The organism is Vibrio kanaloae (genome assembly GCF_024347535.1).
Classification (GTDB): Bacteria; Pseudomonadota; Gammaproteobacteria; order Enterobacterales; family Vibrionaceae; genus Vibrio; species Vibrio kanaloae.
Genome location: NZ_AP025497.1, coordinates 2,715,481 through 2,738,873 on the forward strand (window position 1 = coordinate 2,715,481; position 23,393 = coordinate 2,738,873).

The window sequence follows — 23,393 nt, forward strand, 5'->3', positions numbered from 1 at the left end:
AAGTCAGCTTAAATCACATGACTTGGCTCGAAACACACACTGGGACTGATGCTCCCAAGGAAGAAAAGCTATGTCGACAAACCAGCAAGCAAAAACCTTATACGAGAAAGTGTATGACGCTCACGTTGCAGTAGCAGCAGAAGGCGAAACTCCCATTCTTTACATCGATCGTCACCTTGTCCACGAAGTAACATCGCCACAAGCCTTTGATGGTCTACGTGAAAAGGGCCGTAAAGTTCGCCAAGTAGGCAAAACCTTCGCGACCATGGATCACAACGTATCAACACAAACTAAAGACATCAACGCTTCTGGCGAGATGGCTCGTATCCAAATGGAAACGCTATCGAAGAACTGTGAAGAGTTTGGTGTCACGCTTTACGACCTAAACCACAAATACCAAGGTATTGTGCACGTAATGGGCCCTGAACTGGGTATTACGCTACCGGGCATGACCATCGTATGTGGTGACTCGCACACGGCGACACACGGTGCATTTGGTTCTCTTGCATTCGGTATCGGTACTTCAGAAGTTGAGCACGTTCTAGCCACTCAAACGCTAAAACAAGCACGCGCTAAAACCATGAAGATCGAAGTAAAAGGCAAGGTTGCTCCGGGCATTACTGCAAAAGACATCGTGTTAGCGATCATCGGCAAGACAACAGCCGCTGGCGGTACAGGCTACGTAGTGGAATTCTGTGGTGAGGCGATTACCGACCTTACGATGGAAGGTCGTATGACGGTGTGTAACATGGCTATCGAGTTGGGCGCTAAAGCAGGCCTAATAGCACCGGATGAAATCACCTACGAGTACATCAAAGGTCGTAAATTCTCTCCAGAGGGCGAAGACTTAGAAGCGGCAATCGAATACTGGAACACATTGAAAACCGATGCTGACGCTGAATTCGATGCAGTTGTTACATTAGAAGCAGCAGACATTAAACCACAAGTTACTTGGGGTACTAACCCAGGTCAGGTTATCTCGGTAGACACGCCAATCCCTGCACCAGAAAGCTTCGCTGACCCTGTTGAAAAAGCATCTGCAGAAAAAGCTCTGGCTTACATGGGCCTTGAAGCCGGTAAATCTCTATCTGATTACAACGTAGATAAAGTGTTCGTGGGTTCTTGTACTAACTCGCGTATCGAAGACATGCGTGCAGCAGCAGCGGTAGCGAAAGGCCGTCAAGTAGCGAAACATGTTCAAGCGCTTATCGTTCCGGGTTCAGAGCAAGTTAAAGCACAAGCTGAAGCTGAAGGCCTAGATAAGATCTTCATCGAAGCAGGCTTTGAATGGCGTTTACCAGGCTGTTCTATGTGTCTTGCTATGAACAACGACCGTCTAGGTCCACAAGAGCGCTGTGCTTCTACATCAAACCGTAACTTTGAAGGTCGCCAAGGCCGTGATGGTCGTACGCACCTAGTTAGCCCAGCAATGGCAGCCGCAGCGGCAATCGCTGGTCACTTTGTCGATATTCGTGAACTTTAATTAGAGGATTTAACATGTCAGGTTTTCAACAACACACCGGATTAGTCGTTCCTCTAGATACGGCCAACATCGATACTGATGCGATCATTCCAAAGCAGTTTCTACAGAAAGTAAACCGCATCGGTTTTGGTAAACACTTGTTCCACGATTGGCGCTTCCTAGATGACGCAGGCCAACAACCAAACCCTGAGTTTGTAATGAACGAAGCTCGCTACCAAGGCGCTTCAATTCTTCTAGCTCGTGAAAACTTCGGTTGTGGCTCATCTCGTGAACACGCACCTTGGGCGCTTGCCGATTATGGTATCCAAGTAATGATCGCACCAAGCTTTGCCGACATTTTCTACGGTAACTCGATCAACAACCAAATGGTGCCAGTTCGATTGACTGAGCAAGAAGTGGATGAGCTATTCCAATTCGTTGAAGCGAATGAAGGTGCAGAAATTACGGTTGATCTAGAAGCAATGAAAGTCAGCGCGAATGGTAAAGAGTACTCATTTGAAATTGATGAGTTCCGTCGTCACTGCCTACTGAATGGTTTAGATAATATCGGCCTTACACTTCAACACGCCGATAAGATCTCTGAGTTTGAAGCTAAGATTCCTAACTTCCTGAAATAATCAGACGTTTCTGAATAAATCTAAAGGTTGGCCTAGTGCCAACCTTTTTTATTTGGCTAAGCTTTTAACTTAACTTCATATGTTTATTTAAATGAAGAGCAATGAAAGAAAATGGTAAGCCTTAAGGTCTTAGTAGTCAGTCATCAGGAGAATGCCATGAAACAACTACTTTTTATTGTCAGCCTACTTTTTTCAACCTTAGCTTGGTCTGCGCCTAAATCCGATCTTTGGCCATACTGGAAGCAAAGCGACGATACCAACCTAGAACAGGTATCTCATCAAGATTGGCAGCAATTCCTCGATAGCTACTTGGTTAAACAGGGGCAAAATACGTTAGTTAGATATAAAGCGGTGAACACTGCCGATAAGACCAAACTTAAGCAATACATCAAGCAACTCGAACAGGTGAATCCGCTCGACTATTCAAAAGCGGAGCAGTATGCCTACTGGGTTAATCTATATAACGCCGTGACTGTCGATTTGATTCTTGATGCCTACCCGATCAAATCCATAACTAAACTTGGCGGACTATTTAGTTTCGGGCCGTGGGGAGATGATGTGGTAGTCGTTAACGGGAAATCACTGACACTCAATGACATTGAACACCGAATCCTAAGACCGATTTGGCAAGATCCTCGCACGCATTATGCAGTGAACTGTGCCAGCCTAGGTTGCCCTAACTTACAACCTGACGCTTTTACCTCTAACAATACTGAAGCCTTGCTAGAACAAGCTGCAACTGAGTTTGTAAGCAGTGACAAAGGCGTGATGGTTACAAACAATAAGCTTCAACTATCATCGATTTACGAATGGTTTGCTGTGGATTTTGGTACGAAGAAACAACTTATTCAGCACTTAGAACAATATCGAACTCAACCTATCACGAATACTAACAAAATCAGCTATGAGTACGATTGGTCACTCAACCAAGCAAACTAGCTCTAACGCTAACGCTAAAGTTCATCATTAAAGAGAAATAAAAAAGAGGCTAGAGGTTTTGATTAACCACTAGCCTCTTCTCAATTCTTTGAGCGTATTTCTACGATTAAAAACTTGAGCCCGGTTGCTGCAAGAATTCAATTTCTTCGGGAGTCGAAGCTCGCCCTAACACTTCATTACGGTGCGGATAGCGACCAAATCGCTCAATGATAACCTTGTGCTTAAACTCAAAATCCAGATTATGTTCTAATCCCGTTTGAGAAAAGAGTTCCACGGCTTGTTCATGGACTAACAAAGATTCACTGTGCATATAAGGCATATACAGGAAGCTTTTCTGTTGCTCGTTCAGCTGGTGATCAAAACCACCCGCTACCGCCTCTTGGGCTAGAGCCAACGCCATCGGATCAGAAGAAAATGCTGTCGGGCTGTTTCTACCTATATTTCGAGAAAACTGATCAAGCACGATAATCTCAGCCAATCGCCCTTGCGCAGTTTGGCGCCACTCAAATAGCTCGCCTTGAATGGCTGCTTTATGCAATTCAGAAAATCGAGACTCTATCAAAGTGTCAATCTCGGCGCCGCCAGTAAACCAATCTTTAGGCGTCAACTCATCGAACCAAAACTCTAGAACAGCCTGATACGTTACCGTCATATAATTCCCTTTAATAAAAAACCGAGTAACTTTGTTATTACTCGGTTTAGTGTTCAACTACTTAAAGCCTTTGACCTTCTTTATCAGATCATAAGCATTCTGAATTTCTTGCGATTTCTCTTTCGCAACATTCATCATCTCAGGCGGTAAGCCCTTCGCCATCAGTTTATCTGGGTGATGTTCATTCATCAGTTTACGGTAGGCTTTCTTCACCTCTTTACCGTCAGCACTTTCACTCACACCAAGAACCTTATATGCATCGCCAAGCTGGTTCTGTTGCGAAGCCTGTTGCCAACCTGATGACTGTCCGTGGCCTTGCTGACCACCAAAGCTTCCACCTTGCTGCTGGAAGCGGAATGCCGCTTCTTGCATCTGTAAGCGGCGATCTAGTTGTTCCGAAGAAAAACCAAGGCCTTGAGCGATCTTATGGAGAACCTGACGCTCGCTTGGATGCAAAATCCCATCAGCAAACGCTGCTGAAATTTGCAGTTCTAAGAAGAATTGCAATAGATCAAAACGACCGCCTGATGAAATCTTCACGCGTTCAAGCGCATCACTTAACGGAAAGTCGCTCTCTTTACCATCACGGAAAGCATCTTGCGCGGCTTGACGTTGTTCACCATGCAGATTCATGCGCTCCATCATAGTGGAAGCTAACTGAATTTCTTCAGGTGTTACCTGACCTTTAGCTTTAGCGACATGCCCCATAACCGCAAAAGCGGCTTTAAAAAACTCATTCTGCCTTTCTACTTGGCTTGGCCCTCGGCCAAAACCAGAACTATTAAAACCCGATTGGTTCAACCGACGAGCTTTATCGAACTGGTGTCCTAAAAATAGGCCAAAAATCAGACCAAGCGGACCTCCAAATAAAAAGCCAAAAAAAGCGCCCAAAATTTTGCCAAATATTTGCATTATGTGTTCTCTATCTATGAATTTTATCTGAGTAATGCTGTCTGATGATGCTGAATGCTAATATTTCCTTTATCATAAGGAAAATGCTTTATTAATTGGATTGATACTAGATCAACCCTTCATCTAGTGACACAGGATAGTTCAACTTCATGCAATCTTTTTCCCGCACCTTGTTAGCCGCGTCTATAAGTACGGCGTTATACGTGTCGACAACTCAAGCTGAAACAATCACCGATAGTAGTGTGCAGGAAATGCCCTCTATAGATCAATGCTTGATCGAGCCCGCTGCAGAAAACGAGACGCAGCTACCCGCACATGTTGAGTCAGATCGCTTAGAAGCTATCAATGGTGACAAGGCAATATATTCAGGTGACGTAAGAGTTACGCAAGGGAACAAGACCATCCTTGCTGATAACGTAACCCTGCACCAACAAGAAAACATCGTTGTAGCTGAAGGCAACGTAAACTTTAGTGATGGTCAAATAAAGTCAGTATCGGACAGAGCAACCAACAATCTGACTACCGACGAAATGACATTAGAAAATACCGATTACGAATTTCTTTGTGAACCAGGTCGTGGTGATGCTGTATACGTATCTAAGACAGGCAAAGCGGTTTATGAAATTGAAGATGGCTCAATCACCTCTTGCCCTATTGGCGACAACGCTTGGCGCCTAAGAGCCTCAAGTATCAGTGTCGACCAAGACGAAGAACAAGCCACTTTTTACAACCCTCGCTTTGAGATCCAAAGTGTTCCCGTTTTTTACTTACCGTATTTAACTGTACCAGTCGGCGATACCCGTAAAACCGGCTTCTTGTATCCAACCGTTTCGTACGGTTCAAGCGATGGTTTCGAAGCTGAAATCCCGGTGTATTGGAACTTAGCGCCAAACTACGATTTGGAAACCACATTCAAGTACATGCAAGAGCGTGGTACTCAACTAAACAGTAAATTCAGATATTTGAGCGACTTTGGTTCGGGCAGTATCAAGTCTGAGTACTTACCTGATGATAAAAAATACGAAGAAAAAGGCGACCGTTGGGGGGCTCAATTAGAGCACTCTGGAATATTCCAACAATCTTGGTTATTTGAACTCGATTACTCCAAAGTGAGTGATATCGATTACTTTACCGATGTCAACTCAAGCAGCATTGGTAACCGTGAAGATGGGCAACTGCTTCAAGAAGGTAAAGCAACCTACCGTTCTCAAAATTGGGATGCTTCTGTACTTGTCCGAGATTTCCAAGTCCTTACAACCACCAATAACTTGCCTTATCGTCTCATGCCACAACTCGAGTATAACTATTATGCTCCTGAAGTAATGAAGTACCTGGATTTTGATCTAATCAGTCATGTTTCGTTGTTCGATACAGACGCAAAAGGTAAGCCTTCAGCTACTCGTGTTCACGTTGAGCCTGGCATTACTATCCCAGTCGGAAATACCTGGGGAACTTGGACAACAGAAGCGCGATTACTGGGTACATACTACCAACAAGATCTTGATGGCGTTGATACTGGTACGGGGTCTGATTATGAAGGCTTAGAAGAGTCAGCAAGTCGAGTGATCCCTGAATTTAGAAGCCATGCTGGTATCGTTCTGGAACGAGATACCACGATTGTTGACAACTACACTCAAACACTCGAACCACAAGTCCAATACCTTTATGTCCCGGAAGAAGATCAATCTAACATTGGTCGTTACGACACCACTTTACTGCAAACGGATTATTACGGTCTATTCAGAAGCCGTAAATACAGTGGTGTAGACCGTATTGCCTCAGCAAACCAGGTAAGTTATGGAGCTTCATCTCGCTTTTTTGATGATGAGTATAAAGAACGTCTTAACATCTCTTTTGGGCAGATCTTTTATATCGATAAAGATACTAAACAAAACTTAAATGATGATGACTCAAGTAAAAATTCCAATTATTCATCTTGGGCGGTAGAGGTTGACTTTAACTACGACGATTACCTGTTCTATCACGGTGGTGTACAGTACGATATTGATACCTCTGCAATGCAGCTTGCGAATAGTACTATTGAATATCGCTTTACTGGCGGTTACATACAAACAAACTACCGCTATGTAACCAAAGAGTACATTGAAGACACCGTTGATTTTAATATTGGCTCAATTACTAAAGATGGTATCTCTCAAGCTGGTTTACTCGGTGCTTACCAAATTTCACCTAAATGGAACGCAAGCGCTCAATACTTCTATGACTTGACCACCGAAGAAGAGCTCGAATGGTTAGCTCGAATCAATTATAAATCAGATTGTTGGTACATTGGCTTTACCTACAGCAACCAATTACGCAGCTGGGAAGGCGATTACATCAACACATCGAACGCGTCACCCGTTTATGAAAACAACTTCAGCGTGAACTTCGGTATTGTCGGCTTTGGTACCAACATTGGCTCAGATTCTGGCGCTGTCGGTGAAAGCAGCTCGGATAACGCATTGAGCTATGGCCGTCCATTCTTCTTAAACAACTAATTTTCTTTATTGATAAAACATCAATAAATTTAAAGGATTACACATGACATTGTGGAAACGCACATTAATTGCTATCGCAGCGGCTTGTACTTTATCAACAAGCTACGCAGCCCCGGTTGAACTCGACAGCGTAAAAGTGATCGTGAACGAAGGCGTGATCTTACAAAGCGATATCGACGCTTCGATGAAGACACTGCGCGCAAACGCTAAGAAAAGCGGTCAAACATTACCATCACAAGATGTACTCAATGAGCAAGTACTGGAAAAGCTGATTATCGATACCATTCAGACTCAAGAAGCGGAGCGTATCGGTGTTCGTATTGATGATGCTCGACTTGATCAAGCAATTGTAGGCATCGCGGAAAACAACAACCAAACGGTAGAACAACTTACCGCGTCAGTTGCCGAAGAAGGCCTGAGCTACAATGCATTTCGTGAACAAGTAAGAAAAGAGATTGCAGCAAGCGAAGCTCGTAACGCCTTAGTTCGTCGCCGTATCAATATTCTTCCAGCAGAAGTGGATAACCTAACGGATATCTTAGCGCAAGAGACCAATGCCACTGTTCAATACCAAATTGGACACATTCAACTACGCTTCAATGACGAGCAAACAAAAGAAGAGCTAGAAGTTCAAGCTAAAGAGCTAGTTGAAGCACTCAACTCAGGCAAAGATTTCAGCACCATGGCTTATACTTACTCTAAAGGTCCTAAAGCACTGCAAGGCGGTGACTGGGGTTGGATGCGTAAAGAAGAAATGCCAACCATTTTTGCAGACCAAATCAAAATGCAGAATAAAGGCAGCATCATCGGTCCTTTCCGCAGCGGTGTGGGTTTCCATATCCTGAAAATTGAAGATGTAAAAGGCTTAGAGACTGTTGCCGTTACCGAAGTGAATGCGCGCCATATATTGATTAAACCGACCGTCATCTTAAGTGACGACGGGGCAAAGGAGCAACTTGAGGAGATCACTCGTCGTGTCAACGCTGGTGAAGCTAGCTTTGGTGATCTCGCTCAGCAATACAGTCAAGATCCAGGCTCAGCAGTTCAAGATGGTGAATTAGGCTATCAGACACCTGATTTGTACGTGCCTGAATTCAAACACCAAGTAGAAACATTGCCTGAAGGCAAAATCAGTGCACCATTTAAAACGGTTCATGGCTGGCACATCGTCGAAGTACTCGACCGTCGAGAAGTTGACCGTACCGATTCAGCTTTAAAAAACAAAGCTTACCAAATTCTATTTAACCGTAAGTTCAATGAAGAAGCAGGCGCTTGGCTACAAGAAATAAGAGCCAGTGCCTTTGTTGAAATAGTTGAGGAAGACCAAGATGACAACTAAACGTATTGTCATTACCGCGGGTGAACCTGCTGGAATAGGCCCAGATTTAACTCTGGCCTTGTCTCAAGAAAGCTGGCCACATCAACTTGTGGTTTGTGCCGATAAGACACTACTTGCGGAGCGAGCTAAGCTCCTCGGTATCGAAGTAGAGTTTCTGGATTACGACGCAACCGCAGCTAAGGAGCCTCAACGCTCTGGCACACTGGTTGTGAAACACGTTCCATTATCTGAAAGCACCATTGCAGGTCAACTCAACGAGGCCAACGGCCATTACGTATTAAATACTTTAGAAACCGCAGCAATTGGCTGTATGAATGATGAATTTGATGCTATTGTCACCGGCCCTGTTCACAAGGGTGTAATTAACCGGGCTGGCGTTGCTTTTAGTGGCCATACCGAGTTTTTTGCAGAGAAGTCCAATACACCGCTCGTGGTGATGATGTTGGCAACTGAAGGGCTGCGTGTTGCACTAGTAACAACACACATCCCACTAGCTTATGTATCTCAAGCCGTGACCGAAGACAGATTAGAGCGAGTTATTACGATTCTGAATAAAGATTTGGTCGAAAAATTTGCTATAGAGAAACCAACTATTTATGTGTGTGGTTTGAACCCGCACGCGGGCGAAGATGGTTGTTTAGGTCACGAAGAGATAGAAACTATTACTCCTACGCTAGAAAAAATTCGCCAAAAAGATGGTATTAATTTAGTTGGCCCATTGCCAGCAGACACCATCTTTAATGAAAAATATTTGCAAGATGCAGATGCTGTTTTAGGTATGTATCACGACCAAGTGCTCCCAGTACTGAAATACAAAGGCTTTGGTCGCTCAGTGAACATCACACTTGGCTTACCATTTATTCGCACATCAGTCGATCACGGTACTGCCTTAGACTTGGCAGGAACAGGCCAAGCCGATACAGGGAGCTTTAGAACAGCGCTCACGCACGCCATTGAATTAGTAGAGAAAAAGCAATGAAAAATGATGTCCACTTAGGGCACAAAGCGCGTAAACGTTTTGGTCAAAACTTCCTTAACGACCCATACATTATTGATGGAATCGTATCGGGCATTAACCCACTACCAGGTCAGAATTTAGTTGAAATCGGCCCAGGTCTTGGTGCCATTACAGAGCCAGTTGGTAAACTTGTCGACAAGTTCACGGTAATTGAGCTAGATAGAGATCTAGCGGAACGTCTGCGCAACCATCCGGATCTTACTGATAAGTTAACGATCCATGAAGGCGATGCGATGAAGTTCGACTTCGAACAACTCGTGAAACCCAACAACAAGCTTCGTATCTTTGGTAACTTGCCATACAACATCTCTACCCCCTTGATGTTCCATCTTTTTGAATTCCATAAAGACATACAAGATATGCACTTTATGCTTCAAAAAGAAGTAGTTAACCGTTTAGCAGCGGGGCCAGGCAGCAAAGCTTACGGTCGTCTTACTGTCATGGCTCAATACTACTGTAAAGTGACTCCTGTGCTCGAAGTACCGCCAACAGCCTTCGTTCCGCCACCGAAAGTAGATTCTGCAGTCGTGCGCCTTCAGCCATACGAAGTGCTACCTTACCCTGCAAAAGATCTCAAGTGGCTAGAGCGAGTCTGTCGTGAAGGCTTCAACCAACGCCGTAAAACGGTTCGTAACTGCTACAAGAGCTTAATCGATAAGGAAGTGCTTGAAGAGCTAGGTATCAACCCAAGCATGCGCCCTGAGAATTTAACGCTCGAGCAATTTGTCGATATGGCGAACTGGTTGTACGACAGCCACAACGCTGACAAATAAATAAAAAGGCTCCTACACTTCGGTAAGGAGCCTGTTTTTTATTTAACACTTCTAGGGGCTTTCGCCCTCAGCATACCAACAATAAAAGGTGCGAATATGGATATATCTACGCCTTGTATCAAATGCCAGGTTCACTCTAAATACATACCAGAGCAATCTGAGCCAACGAAGAATCGTTACGTCTTCGCCTACATTATTACGATAAAAAACCTCAGTAAAACAACGGTGCAACTGATGTCTCGCCGCTGGTTGATTACCGACTCTAACGGTAAGCAACTCACCATAGAAGGTGATGGTGTCGTTGGGCAGCAACCTGTTATTGAAGCCAACGACGAATACACCTACACAAGTGGTACCGTCATCGAAACCCCTGTAGGCGTTATGCAAGGTCATTATGTTATGACAGACCACAAGGGGATTGATTTTATAGCCGAAGTCGAGCCTTTCAGGCTAGCGATCCCCAACATTCTTAATTAGCTATATACTAAAAATAATTGGAGTTGCTGTTAGGTAACAAGAAAGAATATCTATGATCATCGGTATTCTTTCTATGTGATTAGGGTGAACTTGCGCCGTTAACGACGCTGCAGCTTCAAGTATAAAGAACATACACCAGCATCTATAGGAAATTACTTTGTCGAATTATATTGTCGGAGACATCCAAGGCTGCTTCGACGAACTTCAACTCTTACTTGAAACCGTCAAATTTGATAAGCAAAAAGATACTTTGTGGGTCGCTGGTGACTTGGTCGCAAGAGGCCCTAAGTCACTTGAGACACTCAGATTTATCCGGTCTTTAGGAGAGTCCTCGAAGGTAGTACTGGGCAATCATGACTTACACCTGCTCGCAGTTTCGCTTGGTCTTTTTCCAGCAAAGAAGAAAGATCAAACTCAGCCTATTTTAGATGCTGATGACAAAGACGAGTTGCTTGAATGGCTTAGAGAACAGCCTTTAATGCAAGAGCATGACCAATTTGTCATGACCCATGCTGGTATTTCTCCACAATGGACAATCAAGCGAGCGCGTAAAGAGAACAAAAAGGTCACAGGACTATTGCGCTCAAAAAAATGGAAGTGGTTGATTGAGAACATGTACAGCAATTCTCCTGACTTGTGGTCAAAAGAATTGAGCGATATAGAGCGTTATAGATACGCCATCAACAGTTTTACACGCATGCGCTTCTGCTTTCCTGACGGACGTTTAGACATGGGCTGCAAGCTTCCTCCAAAAGAGGTGGCCGACCACGAATACATCCCTTGGTTCGACCTTCCTCAAAGAGTTCAGCTAGATAAAACCGTATTATTTGGCCACTGGGCAGCACTTGAAGGTTATAACGGAAAAGACGTTATTGGACTTGATACGGGGTGTGTTTGGGGCGGAGAGCTAACGGCACTTCGTTGGGAGGACAAACAGTTTTTCACTCAAGCTGCGCTATAGAAATTACGAGAAGCTTGCGCTACTGAACCAGTAACGCAAGTATTTTTCAGAACCTAACTATTAATAACCACAGTTAACGCTCAAGGATCACAAATTCCATATTGTGTTTGTTTTTCTCATCCGCTTGGTAGGTATCATTAAAGCTCTGCTTCCAACCTTCTCCCCAATCAGGGAACTTTGTATCACCATCAACGGCTAAATCGATATAAGTAAGGTAAAGCTTGTCAGCTTTAGGTAAGCAAGTTTCATAAATCGAACCACCACCAATGATCATTACCTCTTCAACATCACTGACTAGATCTAAAGCTTGTTCTATCGAAGTAACGGTTGTCACACCTTCAATTTTCAAATTCTCATCACGACTGATTACAACATTCAATCGACCAGGTAAAGGTCGTCCAATCGACTCATAGGTCTTACGCCCCATCACTACTGGTTTTCCCATTGTAGAGCGTTTAAACCATGCGAAATCCGCAGGCAAATGCCATGGCATCTGGTTGTCTTTACCAATGACACGATTGTCTGCCATTGCTGCTATCATACTGATGATCATAAATCGAAAGTCCTGTTCTTAAAAAGAAAATTAACGCTAAACGATAGGTCTACGGCGGTAGAATAACAGCCCAGGCACCGCTAAGCCAATCGCCAGCCCAGCGATAATGAACATCGATTTTAAAAAGTTCTCCATCAAAATAGCGAGTAATTCAGGGCTGTACCCAGCTCGGTTAATTTCAACCATCGCAATCATAGCCTTAAAGGCAAACACGCCTGGGACCATAGGAATCAAGGCTGCAACCGTAAATACCTTAGGGTGCGCTAACAGCTTATGCGACCACTGTACCCCTATCATGCCAACCAATGTCGCGGCAAAGAATGTCGCCCATTCGATAGGAATACCGAAGTGCATCATCAAATAACGGCTACCATGGCCAATAGAGCCTCCTAACGCACAATAAATTAAGGCTCTCTGCGGAACATTAAAGACCAGAGCGAACCCTACCGCTGGTACCGCCGCAAAAAACATATCATTGAGCAAACCAACCAACAATTCAAAAAGACTCATTAACTCACCCACCCCCATACACCTGACAGGCTCATCGCTGCGACAATACCTAAACTGGTTGCCAGAGTTAATAAACTGGCCATGGTAAAACGGGCTAACCCCATATTGATATGACCTTTAAGCATATCGGCAACAGAATTAATGAGAGGAAAACCCGGCACTAGCATCAATACTGAAGATGCCATCACTATTGTGGGTTGGCCTCCAATATTATAAAGCACCGCTTGAGCAGAAATAGTAGTAGTAACAAAGGCTGTGATAGCGAAGTTCAATAACGGATTGAAGTGACGGTGACCAATCTCTTGTCTGACGATCATACCGCAGGCTGAAGCAATAAAAGTCATCATGAATACCTGCCAATCTCCACCAGCAAGGCGGCTAAAAGAAGCACACGAAAAACCTATCATAATGACAACTAACCAGCGATTGTAGCGTTCAGGGCTAATCTTTTGGATCTTTCTATAGGCCAGTCCATAATCGAGAATCCCCTTCTCCATCATGATACAAACTCGCTGAATATCAGTGATCACCTGCATGTTGAGACCCCGGTCAGCACAGCTTCGAGTGGTGGTAATACAGTGATCATCCATCATCGTTGTCACAACAAGCGCATTGGCTGATAGTGCGACTTCTACTTCATCTACTCCACAAGCGATACCAATACGACGCATGATATCGCCAACCAGTGTGCTTTCGGCACCATGTGCTAGTAGCATTTGTCCTGATTGAGCGACGAGTCTTGAGATCGCTCTTTGCTTTGATGCCATGATTCCCTTCCCATAGGCGTTAAATATATAGAGATAAATTTTGCATTAAACATAGGAAGTACATAATGATGCAGATACAAAAAAACCGCAATTTTCATTGCGGTTTAATAAAATTATCAGCCTATCTGAGAAAAAGCGCCCAAAGTGCTCATAAGAAACGGCGAGGATTAGTCACGAACATAGATAACATGGCCGTCATCTTCTTCGTCATCCCAATCATCCCAGTCATCACCATCTTCAGTAACGACATTCTTACCACTCATTGCATCTTTATGGTAGTCATCCCACATAAAGTCCACTTTTTCTTCTTCTTCCACTTCTACAGCTTCACGAGGTAGGTTTTCCATAAACTCACCGAGCTTGAAGCAAAGATCTTTGGTGCCGATTTTGTTCACAGCAGAGATCTTGAAGTACTCGTCTTCCCAACCCAAAGCATCGATGATTTCTTGAATCTTTTCGTCTGCTTCTTCTTCAGGCATTAGGTCAACTTTGTTGAACACTAACCAACGAGGCTTCTGTGCCACTTTCTCACTGTATTGTTCAAGCTCATCAATAATCGTCAGCGCATTCTGAATAGGATCAGAACCATCGATAGGCATGATGTCGATCATGTGTAGCAGAACACGGCAACGCTCAAGGTGCTTCAAGAAGCGAATACCAAGACCAGCGCCATCGGCTGCGCCTTCGATTAGACCTGGGATATCGGCAACGACAAAGCTCTTCTCAGGAACCACACTCACTACGCCCAAGCTTGGGATCAAAGTGGTGAACGGATAATCCGCTACTTTTGGTTTCGCTGCAGATACTGAACGAATAAAGGTAGATTTACCTGCGTTTGGTAGGCCAAGCATACCAACATCAGCGAGCAGAAGAAGCTCTAAACGTAGTTCGCGAACTTCGCCTTTAGTACCCATTGTCTTTTGACGAGGGGCGCGGTTAACAGACGACTTAAAACGCGTATTACCAAGACCGTGCCAACCACCTTTACCCACCATTACTTTTTTGCCGTGTTCAGCAACTTCAGCAACAATTTCATTAGTGTGGATATCAACGGCACGAGTACCTACAGGCACTTTCAGTGTCGTGTCTTTACCACGTTTACCCGTACAGTTACCACCACGACCGTTTTCACCACGTTCTGCGTTGTAGAAACGTTGGAAGCGATAATCGATCAGTGTATTTAAGTTCTCATCTGCTTGGATGTAGACATCACCACCATCGCCACCGTCACCGCCATCTGGGCCACCTTTAGCGACGAACTTTTCGCGCCAAAAACTTACTGTACCATTACCGCCATCACCGGCTTCTATTTTTACTACCGCTTCATCAACGAATTTCATTTTTCAACTCCGCACTTACGTTGCGTTACCACTCACCAAGGAGTGATATAAATTCTAGCAGATCCGAGTTTAGATCGATCACCTAAGATCTAGATCGATCTGCAATCAGGGAACAAATAAGGAGAGGTTCTTTGCTTTCTGTTTATAAAAAAAACAAGTGACTTCTAACAAACCAAACTGTTTATCAAAAATCAAACGGCTTCTCAAAACCAAAGCAAGAGCATCTACTTTTTTATTCTCGCTATAAATAAAAAACCCTGCCGAATCGGCAGGGCTTTTGAATTCAGCTTGAAAGCTAATAAAATAATCTAGTTAAAGATTAAATTACTCAGCTTCGATGCTTACAAACTTACGGTTTTTAGGACCTTTTACTGCAAATTTCACTTTACCTTCAGTAAGAGCGAAAAGAGTATGGTCTTTACCGATGCCAACGTTTGTGCCAGCGTGGAACTTAGTACCACGTTGACGAACGATGATGTTACCTGCAAGAACAGATTCACCACCAAAACGCTTAACACCAAGACGTTTGCTTTCTGAATCGCGGCCGTTATTAGTAGAACCGCCAGCTTTTTTATGTGCCATTGTTAAACTCTCCTAATACTTAAGCGTTAATGCCAGTGATTTTCACTTCAGTGAACCACTGACGGTGACCAGCTTGCTTACGCGAGTGCTTACGACGACGGAACTTAACGATTTTTACTTTATCGCCACGACCGTGTTGTACTACTTCTGCAGTAACCTTGCCACCTTCAACAAGAGGTGCACCAACAGCGATTTCTTCGCCGTTAGCAACAAGAAGAACTTTATCAAATTCAACAGTTGCACCAGTTTCAACGTCTAATTTCTCTAAACGAAGTGTTTGACCTTCGCTTACTCGGTGTTGTTTGCCACCAGATTGGAAAACAGCGTACATATTTTACTCCGCTTTTTCCGCACAGCCTATGGTTGTTATTTGTACAACTCGGGTGTGCGCTAAACTAATCAATAGGGCGCAGATTCTACGGGAATCATGCCGCTATGACAAGCCATATTTTTAAAAAATTGGCGAAAACCTGTTCGCCAAAGAAAAGTGCGGCAATCATGCCTTTAAGTGATGTATTAATCAACGTTTTTTAGTGTATTATTCAACAATTAAACACAACGTATAAGCCTTACAGGGTCTAACTTCAGCCGGATGAACAATGGATTTTAAAGCTATCCAAACGCTTACTGCCAATGATATGGCAAAAGTGAATGAAACAATTCAAGCCCAACTTAATTCTGACGTAAGTTTAATCAACCAGCTTGGTTTTTATATCGTTAGCGGTGGTGGCAAACGCCTACGCCCTTTGCTTGCTCTTTTATCTGCTCGCGCACTTGGTTATCAAGGTGAAGCTCATATTACTTCTGCAGCCTTTATTGAGTTTATTCACACCGCCACTCTGCTTCATGATGATGTCGTCGACGAATCGGATATGAGACGCGGTAAAGCCACAGCCAATGCCGCTTTTGGTAATGCCGCTAGTGTTTTGGTTGGTGACTTTATTTACACTCGTTCGTTCCAAATGATGACAACCTTAGGATCCTTAAAGATCCTTGAGCTAATGAGTGAAGCGGTAAACGTGATTGCCGAGGGTGAGGTTCAACAATTGATGAACTGCAACAATCCGGATACCACAGAAGAAAACTACATGCAGGTGATCTACTCTAAGACCGCTCGCTTATTTGAGGCTGCGACACAAATCGGCGCAATTCTTTCAGGATCTTCACCTGAAGTCGAAACGGCAATGCAAAACTACGGTAAATACCTAGGCACTGCATTCCAACTGATTGATGATGTGATGGATTACACTGCTGATGGTAAAGAGATGGGTAAAAACGTTGGTGACGATCTTGCTGAAGGCAAACCAACACTGCCTCTATTGTACGCTATGCACAACGCTGCTCCAGTACAAGCGAGTATGATTCGTGAAGCGATTGAAAAAGCCAACGGGATGGAACGTCTCGACGACATTATGTCTGTAATGAAAGAGACAGGCTCTTTGGAATACACGACAAATAAGGCGTATGAAGAAGCAGATAAAGCGATTGCTGAACTATCCGTAGTTCCTGATTCCGAATATAAGCAAGCCCTAATAACCCTCGCACACTTGGCCGTTAAACGCAGTAAGTAACCGAGTTAAGATGAATACTCCATCTTAAAAGCACTGTCTTATATAGATAGACAAAAAGAGCCTTAGGGCTCTTTTTTTTATCCTAACAAAATTGGTATCCGAACCAGTTTCAATAGCGACTCGATTCTAGCGACAATGGAAGCTGAGCTTCAACTTCTTCTATCTCTGCCAGCGGCACAGCATACTGCTCGTGGCTGTTATAAGACTCGATCAAGGCAAATTGTTCTTGTTCATCTATAACTAGGATCTTTCCCAAACGACCTAAATGAAAATGTACGTTCATTCCTTTTTGAATACGGCTCATCGCTGTTGCTCCACTCGTATCTTTAAAACACTATTTACGAATGGGACCAATGCTAAGATCAAAAAAGCCGACCATAATGATCGGCTCTATTAACTAACGATTTTAAACTGAATTAAATGCTGTATCGCTTACTTAGCGAATTCAACACCAATCTCAATATCGCCATTTAGCGTTTCTAGCATGCTATCTAATGCATTACGCTCGAAGTCGCTCAACTCACCGTAGCTAAGGATCGCTTCTGCGCCCTCTTTACCTAGTTTCACTGGTTGTGCGAAGAACGGTGCGTGCTCGCCTTCACCTTCAACGTATGCACATTCAATTACGTTCTCTTCGCCTTGAAGCGCTTTCACTAAAGCAAGACCGAAGCGACAAGCTGCTTGACCCATCGATAGTGTTGCACTGCCGCCGCCAGCTTTCGCTTCTACGACTTCAGTACCCGCATTTTGGATACGAGTTGTTAGCGCTGCAATTTCTTCGTCTGTGAACTCTACACCTTCAACTTGAGATAGCAGAGGAAGGATCGTAACCCCAGAGTGACCGCCGATAACAGGAACACGGATGTCGCTTGGATCTTTACCTTTCAATTCAGCAACAAACGTTTCAGAGCGGATCACATCGAGAGTCGTAATACCGAACAAACGGCGCTTATCGTAAACGCCCGCTTTCTTAAGAACTTCAGCAGCAATTGGCACTGTAGTATTTACTGGGTTAGTGATGATACCAACACAAGCAGTAGGACAAGTAACTGCAATTTTCTCTGCAAGAGACTTAACAATACCAGCATTCACATTGAAAAGATCCGCACGATCCATACCCGGCTTACGAGCAACACCCGCAGAAATAAGCACAACATCCGCACCTTCCAGTGCTGGTGTTGGATCTTCACCCGCATAACCTTTGATCGAAACAGGCGTTGGGATATGGCTAAGATCAGCAGCGACACCCGGAGTAACCGGTGCAATGTCGTAAAGTGCAAGATCTGAACCAGCAGGTAGGCGGTTCTTAAGTAGTAGGGCTAGGGCTTGACCGATGCCACCAGCGGCACCAATAACAGCTACTTTCATTGTTATTCTCCTTGAGAGCTTTCTCTTATAAATTTTGGGTAGGGTAGTGCTTGAGCTAAATTATCGTTAAAAAACTATATTAATCACAAAGTGATTACAATCAATTAACGCCAGCTTTGCGACTTCGCGCAAGTCAATAAAACCGTGCTACACAGCGAATTCGCATTATGGCGATAATTGACTGAAATAACAAAATAAGCCGCCGTAAATAACACATTATTCTATTAAATATTTACAGTGATATGACTAACAAATCGTTGGGATATTTTGGCTAAATCTGAATATGTATGCGAGAATATGCAAATATATTTGTTAATGAATAAGAATGACATATGCGCAATACAGAAAAACAAGACAACTTAGTTCGCGCTTTTAAATCGTTATTAAAAGAAGAACGTTTTGGATCGCAGGGTGAAATTGTTGATGCCCTCAAACACGAAGGCTTTGAAAGCATCAATCAATCTAAAGTTTCGCGTATGTTAACCAAGTTTGGTGCAGTTCGAACTCGTAACGCAAAAATGGAAATGGTTTACTGCCTTCCTGCTGAGCTTGGGGTTCCAACCGTTTCTAGCTCTCTTAGAGAATTAGTACTGGATATTGATCACAACAATGCGTTAGTTGTGATACACACGGGTCCTGGTGCCGCACAACTTATTGCTCGCTTGCTAGACTCATTAGGTAAGTCAGAAGGCATACTGGGCGTAGTTGCGGGCGATGACACTATCTTTATTACTCCAACCTTAGCAGTGACGACTAAGCAACTGTTTGATTCCGTTTGCGAACTGTTTGAATACGCTGGGTAATTTCACAGCTATCAATTGCATTAATGGATCACGAATATCTATCTACTTCGTGATCCGAATCACATCCTAGAATATCTACCTCCCCCTAAGCCAATAACACTAAGTCATTGATTTTAAAAAGCTCAATAGCAAATTAAACATGAGATCTATGCATCATTTGTTAGATTTTTTAGCTATATCTTTTAACATTTGAGTAATTTTCTGCCAATTTTTGATATTATTCAGACACTTTTTCATCACATGGATTGAAAAAGATGCCGTTTCCAAATAGGAAACTCCAGAAACGACTACACTTGTTTCAGGGTTAATAATGAGTAAAGGAAGGGAAATTCATGGCATTTACCAAACTTGTTAAAGTTGGTGCTATTGCAGCAGCTGTAATGGGCGCTGGCGCAGTTAACGCTCAAGAGTTCATCACAATTGGTACTGGTTCAGTTACAGGTGTTTACTACCCTACTGGTGGTGCAATTTGTAAACTAGTGAACAAGGGCCGCAAAGACCACAACATCCGTTGTTCTGTAGAGTCTACTGGTGGTTCAATATACAACGTTAACACTATCCGTGCTGGTGAACTAGATTTCGGTGTTGTTCAATCGGACTGGCAATACCACGGCTACAACGGTACAAGTAAATTTAAAGATCAGGGCGAATACAAGAAACTTCGCGCTATGTTCTCTCTACATACAGAACCGTTCAACATCATCGCTCGTACCGATGCTGGTATCAACAATGTGTCTGACCTAGCTGGTAAGCGTGTAAACATTGGTAACCCAGGCTCTGGTGACCGTGCAACCATGGGTGTTGTAATGGACGCTATGGGTTGGACTAATGACAGCTTCAAACTTGCTTCTGAACTGAAAGGTTCTGAGCGTTCACAAGCACTTTGTGATAACAAGATTGATGCATTCATCTACATGGTTGGTCACCCGAACGGATCAATCAAAGAAGCAACAACGTCTTGTGATGCAAAATTGGTTTCAGCAACTGGTCCTCAGATCGACAAAATCGTCGCTGAAAACCCATATTACGCATACAGTACAGTTCCAGCAGGTATGTATCGTGGTACAGACGCTGACGTAAATAGCTTCGGTGTTGCTGCAACTATGGTAACAACTTCAGACGTTTCTGAAGAAGTGGCATACAACGTTGCTAAGGCTGTATTTGAAAACTTCAGCACTTTCAAGCGCCTACACCCTGCATTTGCAAACCTGAAGAAAGAAGACATGGTTAAAGCGGGTATCTCCATCCCACTTCATGCTGGTGCAGTAAAATACTACAAAGAAGTAGGTCTTCTTAAGTAACTCTACTTAAACCTACTCAACCAATAAGGAGGCACGCCCTCCTTATTGGCTTTTCATGTTTATAAAAATAACCTAAGAGAAAAATGACAATCCTTTAAGTTTCTCCAAATTGGAGGACTTACCTTCATATCAAGCCTAAGACAAACAAAGACGCATTTCCCTACCAGTTCACTACACTAGATAGGGAGTAAGTAACGTCTCGTTGTTCTCAAGAAAGGCAGACCATCAATAATAAGGATAAAGTACATGACGCAGACAACATCACCGTCTCCAGATGTGCAAGAAATGGTGGCACAATCAGACACTGGTGCGCGTAGCCCTCGCGGTATCCAAGGCCGTATTTTATGGTTTGTGCCTTTATGTTGGTCACTGTTCCAACTTTGGTATGCATCTCCGCTACCGTTTATTTTTAACTTCGCTATTTTAAATGATACCGAAGCTCGAGCAATTCACCTGACGTTTGCTATTTTTCTAGCTTTTACCGCTTACCCAGCTTTGAAGAACTCGCCTCGGGATCGCATCCCTGCAGTCGATTGGGTATTAGCACTTGCTGGTAGTTTTTCAGCTTCTTATATTTATATTTTCTATACTGAGCTTGCCGGTCGTTCGGGGGCCCCGACAACATTCGATATTGTTGCGGCTGTCATTGGTATGGTTCTACTGCTGGAAGCAACACGACGCGCTTTGGGTCCACCTCTTATGGTTGTGGCAGCAGTATTCCTACTTTACACCTTTGGCGGCCCACACATGCCAGACGTTATTGCCCATAAAGGGGCGAGCCTAAATAAGGCGATGTCGCATTTGTGGTTAACAACAGAAGGTGTATTCGGTGTAGCTCTTGGCGTATCAACGTCATTTGTATTCTTGTTTGTACTGTTTGGTGCAATGCTAGAACGTGCTGGCGCTGGTGCTTACTTCATCAAGGTTGCATTCTCACTGCTTGGCCACATGAAAGGCGGCCCAGCAAAAGCAGCCGTTGTAGCATCTGGCCTATCCGGTCTAGTTTCTGGCTCATCTATTGCTAACGTGGTAACGACGGGGACTTTCACGATCCCTCTAATGAAAAGAGTAGGATTCTCAGGTGAAAAAGCCGGAGCTGTAGAAGTTGCCGCTTCAACCAATGGTCAATTAACCCCACCAATCATGGGTGCCGCGGCCTTCTTAATGGTCGAATATGTAGGTATCTCATACGTCGAGGTTATTAAAGCAGCGCTATTACCCGCTCTTATTTCTTACATCGCCCTAATTTACATTGTTCACTTAGAAGCATGTAAAGCAGGTATGACAGGCCTACCTCGCCGCCACACGCCAACGATATTGCACAGCCTGCTTTCGTTCACAGGTACCATTCTTGGGCTATGTGTGATCAGTGCTGCTGTTTACTACGGTGTCGGCTGGACAAAAGATGTCTTTGGCGATGCAGCGACACCAATAGTGACAGTTGCGCTATTGATTGCTTATGTTGCTCTAGTTCGTGTATCTGCAAAATACGCCGCTGAAGGCGGCATGGACATCGATGCCGAACTAACCGAAGTACCAGATCCAGGCCCAACCATTAAATCTGGCCTGCACTTCTTACTGCCTATCGTGGTTCTTGTTTGGTGTCTGACTGTAGAGCGATTCTCTCCAGGTCTTTCTGCCTTCTGGGCAACGGTATTCATGATCTTTATTTTGCTCACTCAACGTCCTTTAATGACTCTGATGAACAAATCAAACGATCTTGCTGAACAAACTAAAGCGGGCTTCGTTGACTTAGCAGAGAGTTTAGTTTCAGGCGCACGTAACATGATAGGTATCGGTGTCGCAACAGCGGCTGCTGGTACGGTTGTTGGTGTGGTAACGCTGACCGGTATCGGCCTTGTGATGACCGACTTCGTTGAATTTATCTCAGGTGGTAGCATCATTCTTATGCTGCTATTTACTGCGGTAATCAGCTTAATCTTAGGCATGGGCTTACCAACCACAGCAAACTATATCGTTGTATCAACACTGATGGCCCCAGTAATTGTTACCCTAGGCGCAGCACACGGCCTAATCATTCCACTGATTGCCGTTCACTTGTTCGTGTTCTACTTCGGGATTCTTGCGGATGATACGCCTCCGGTTGGTCTCGCTGCTTTTGCAGCGGCAGCGATTGCGAAATCAGATCCAATTCGCACAGGTATTCAAGGTTTCACCTACGATATCCGTACTGCGATCTTACCATTCATGTTTATTTTCAACACTCAGCTACTATTGATGGGCATTGACTCATGGTGGCATTTAGCGCTAACCATCTTATCTTCTGTGACTGCGGTACTTATCTTTGCCGCAGCTACACAAGGTTGGTGGTTTACCAAAAACAAGTGGTGGGAAACAATACTATTGTTGGTTCTGACTTTCTCGTTCTTCCGCCCTGGTTTCTGGTGGGACATGATCTATCCAGCGAAAGTTCTTTCACCTGGAGTTGAGATAGCTCAAATCACAGAAAACCTATCTGTGGGACAATCTGTGGAGTTAAGAGTGGGTGGCGAGAACTTAGAAGGCGATTATTCTGAGAAAACAGTTCGTCTTCCATTTGAAGATTCTGCAACAACAAGTGAAGACCGCATAGCTTCAATGGGTTTAATGCTGACAGAAACTGAAGGCAAGATGATTGTCGATATGGTTGAATTTGGTAGCCCAGCTGAAGCCGCTGGAATTGACTTTGATTGGGAAATTAAATCTGTAATCCAAGATGCAGAACGACCAATGAAAGAGTGGGTATTCTTACCGGCCCTACTCATTTTAATTGGTTTAGCGATGAACCAAAGACGACGTGCTCGTAAGGATGAGATTAGCGCGTAATGGATAGAGCCAGGTAGCGCTCAACTCTATTTGGCTTTTTGATTACATGGAAAAGATAATGACAGCGCTTGGGGAATACGACTGGGCGCTGCTTAAAATGAGA

The 23,393-nt window shown here is 43.9% G+C and carries 23 protein-coding genes; 13 read left to right on the forward strand and 10 right to left on the reverse strand.

What is annotated here, in order from left to right:
- Nucleotides 1-70 precede the first annotated feature (70 nt).
- The 3 genes from leuC to OCV24_RS12230 all read left to right on the forward strand — a co-directional run bounded on the left by leuC (nt 71) and on the right by OCV24_RS12230 (nt 3,039).
- Nucleotides 71-1,483, forward strand: coding sequence for a 3-isopropylmalate dehydratase large subunit (gene leuC / locus OCV24_RS12220; protein WP_150878670.1), 1,413 nt, complete (start codon nt 71-73; stop codon nt 1,481-1,483).
- A 14-nt stretch (nt 1,484-1,497) separates the two neighbouring features.
- Nucleotides 1,498-2,100 carry a 3-isopropylmalate dehydratase small subunit gene (leuD, locus tag OCV24_RS12225; protein WP_136998479.1) on the forward strand — a complete coding sequence of 201 codons (603 nt, stop codon included), beginning with the start codon at nt 1,498-1,500 and terminating at the stop codon, nt 2,098-2,100.
- 156 nt (nt 2,101-2,256) lie between these two features.
- Nucleotides 2,257-3,039, forward strand: a complete 783-nt coding sequence (locus OCV24_RS12230) for a DUF547 domain-containing protein (RefSeq protein ID WP_150878672.1) — start codon at nt 2,257-2,259, stop codon at nt 3,037-3,039.
- 106 nt (nt 3,040-3,145) lie between these two features.
- Here OCV24_RS12230 and OCV24_RS12235 read toward each other — a convergent pair whose 3' ends face one another.
- Both OCV24_RS12235 and djlA read right to left on the reverse strand, forming a co-directional pair.
- The gene (locus tag OCV24_RS12235; RefSeq protein WP_150878674.1) at nt 3,146-3,691 is read right to left on the reverse strand and encodes a DUF924 family protein; all 546 of its coding nucleotides are present in this window, start codon (nt 3,689-3,691) and stop codon (nt 3,146-3,148) included.
- Nucleotides 3,692-3,748: 57 nt separating this feature from the next.
- Nucleotides 3,749-4,603 (reverse strand): co-chaperone DjlA, encoded by an 855-nt coding sequence (djlA, locus tag OCV24_RS12240; RefSeq protein ID WP_150878676.1) that lies wholly within the window; start codon nt 4,601-4,603, stop codon nt 3,749-3,751.
- Nucleotides 4,604-4,752: 149 nt separating this feature from the next.
- Here djlA and lptD point away from each other — a divergent pair, with 149 nt between their 5' ends.
- The 6 genes from lptD to OCV24_RS12270 all read left to right on the forward strand — a co-directional run bounded on the left by lptD (nt 4,753) and on the right by OCV24_RS12270 (nt 11,669).
- Nucleotides 4,753-7,101: an LPS assembly protein LptD gene (lptD, locus tag OCV24_RS12245; protein WP_137008232.1), complete on the forward strand. Its 2,349-nt coding sequence runs from the start codon at nt 4,753-4,755 to the stop codon at nt 7,099-7,101.
- A 43-nt stretch (nt 7,102-7,144) separates the two neighbouring features.
- Nucleotides 7,145-8,440, forward strand: coding sequence for a peptidylprolyl isomerase SurA (surA, locus tag OCV24_RS12250; RefSeq protein ID WP_017055975.1), 1,296 nt, complete (start codon nt 7,145-7,147; stop codon nt 8,438-8,440).
- Nucleotides 8,430-9,419 (forward strand): 4-hydroxythreonine-4-phosphate dehydrogenase PdxA, encoded by a 990-nt coding sequence (pdxA, locus tag OCV24_RS12255; protein WP_046224519.1) that lies wholly within the window; start codon nt 8,430-8,432, stop codon nt 9,417-9,419. Before surA ends, pdxA begins: the two co-directional genes overlap by 11 nt.
- Nucleotides 9,416-10,231, forward strand: coding sequence for a 16S rRNA (adenine(1518)-N(6)/adenine(1519)-N(6))-dimethyltransferase RsmA (gene rsmA, locus OCV24_RS12260; protein ID WP_017055973.1), 816 nt, complete (start codon nt 9,416-9,418; stop codon nt 10,229-10,231). Before pdxA ends, rsmA begins: the two co-directional genes overlap by 4 nt.
- Nucleotides 10,232-10,327: 96 nt before the next feature.
- Nucleotides 10,328-10,708 (forward strand): Co2+/Mg2+ efflux protein ApaG, encoded by a 381-nt coding sequence (apaG, locus tag OCV24_RS12265; RefSeq protein WP_017055972.1) that lies wholly within the window; start codon nt 10,328-10,330, stop codon nt 10,706-10,708.
- A gap of 157 nt (nt 10,709-10,865) precedes the next feature.
- Complete coding sequence (locus tag OCV24_RS12270) at nt 10,866-11,669, forward strand: symmetrical bis(5'-nucleosyl)-tetraphosphatase (protein WP_046224518.1); 804 nt, start codon at nt 10,866-10,868, stop codon at nt 11,667-11,669.
- 73 nt (nt 11,670-11,742) lie between these two features.
- Here OCV24_RS12270 and folA read toward each other — a convergent pair whose 3' ends face one another.
- From folA to rplU, 6 genes are all read right to left on the reverse strand, one after another.
- Nucleotides 11,743-12,222: a type 3 dihydrofolate reductase gene (gene folA, locus OCV24_RS12275; RefSeq protein WP_077679927.1), complete on the reverse strand. Its 480-nt coding sequence runs from the start codon at nt 12,220-12,222 to the stop codon at nt 11,743-11,745.
- A gap of 36 nt (nt 12,223-12,258) precedes the next feature.
- Nucleotides 12,259-12,732 carry a threonine/serine exporter family protein gene (locus tag OCV24_RS12280; protein ID WP_017055969.1) on the reverse strand — a complete coding sequence of 158 codons (474 nt, stop codon included), beginning with the start codon at nt 12,730-12,732 and terminating at the stop codon, nt 12,259-12,261.
- Nucleotides 12,732-13,499 (reverse strand): threonine/serine exporter family protein, encoded by a 768-nt coding sequence (locus OCV24_RS12285; RefSeq protein ID WP_017055968.1) that lies wholly within the window; start codon nt 13,497-13,499, stop codon nt 12,732-12,734. The genes OCV24_RS12280 and OCV24_RS12285 overlap by 1 nt, the downstream gene beginning before the upstream one ends.
- Nucleotides 13,500-13,666: 167 nt before the next feature.
- Nucleotides 13,667-14,839, reverse strand: coding sequence for an Obg family GTPase CgtA (gene cgtA, locus OCV24_RS12290; protein WP_017055967.1), 1,173 nt, complete (start codon nt 14,837-14,839; stop codon nt 13,667-13,669).
- A 324-nt stretch (nt 14,840-15,163) separates the two neighbouring features.
- A complete protein-coding gene (gene rpmA / locus OCV24_RS12295) occupies nt 15,164-15,421 on the reverse strand; it encodes a 50S ribosomal protein L27 (RefSeq protein WP_004735905.1) in 258 nt (85 codons plus the stop codon).
- 19 nt (nt 15,422-15,440) lie between these two features.
- Complete coding sequence (gene rplU / locus OCV24_RS12300) at nt 15,441-15,752, reverse strand: 50S ribosomal protein L21 (RefSeq protein WP_004740823.1); 312 nt, start codon at nt 15,750-15,752, stop codon at nt 15,441-15,443.
- A 268-nt stretch (nt 15,753-16,020) separates the two neighbouring features.
- Between rplU and ispB the strand changes: the two genes are divergently transcribed.
- Nucleotides 16,021-16,992, forward strand: a complete 972-nt coding sequence (gene ispB, locus OCV24_RS12305) for an octaprenyl diphosphate synthase (protein ID WP_150878678.1) — start codon at nt 16,021-16,023, stop codon at nt 16,990-16,992.
- A 109-nt stretch (nt 16,993-17,101) separates the two neighbouring features.
- On the opposite strand, the gene OCV24_RS12310 is transcribed toward ispB, so the two are convergent.
- Nucleotides 17,102-17,296, reverse strand: a complete 195-nt coding sequence (locus OCV24_RS12310; protein ID WP_017055965.1) for a hypothetical protein — start codon at nt 17,294-17,296, stop codon at nt 17,102-17,104.
- Nucleotides 17,297-17,424: 128 nt separating this feature from the next.
- Nucleotides 17,425-18,360: a malate dehydrogenase gene (gene mdh / locus OCV24_RS12315; protein WP_017055964.1), complete on the reverse strand. Its 936-nt coding sequence runs from the start codon at nt 18,358-18,360 to the stop codon at nt 17,425-17,427.
- A 332-nt stretch (nt 18,361-18,692) separates the two neighbouring features.
- Here mdh and argR point away from each other — a divergent pair, with 332 nt between their 5' ends.
- The 3 genes from argR (at nt 18,693) to OCV24_RS12330 (ending at nt 23,290) form a co-directional block, all read left to right on the forward strand.
- Nucleotides 18,693-19,163: a transcriptional regulator ArgR gene (argR, locus tag OCV24_RS12320; RefSeq protein WP_017055963.1), complete on the forward strand. Its 471-nt coding sequence runs from the start codon at nt 18,693-18,695 to the stop codon at nt 19,161-19,163.
- A 332-nt stretch (nt 19,164-19,495) separates the two neighbouring features.
- Nucleotides 19,496-20,464, forward strand: a complete 969-nt coding sequence (locus tag OCV24_RS12325; protein WP_017055962.1) for a TAXI family TRAP transporter solute-binding subunit — start codon at nt 19,496-19,498, stop codon at nt 20,462-20,464.
- Between the two features lie 246 nt (nt 20,465-20,710).
- Nucleotides 20,711-23,290, forward strand: coding sequence for a TRAP transporter permease (locus OCV24_RS12330; protein WP_077679924.1), 2,580 nt, complete (start codon nt 20,711-20,713; stop codon nt 23,288-23,290).
- Nucleotides 23,291-23,393: the final 103 nt, after the last annotated feature.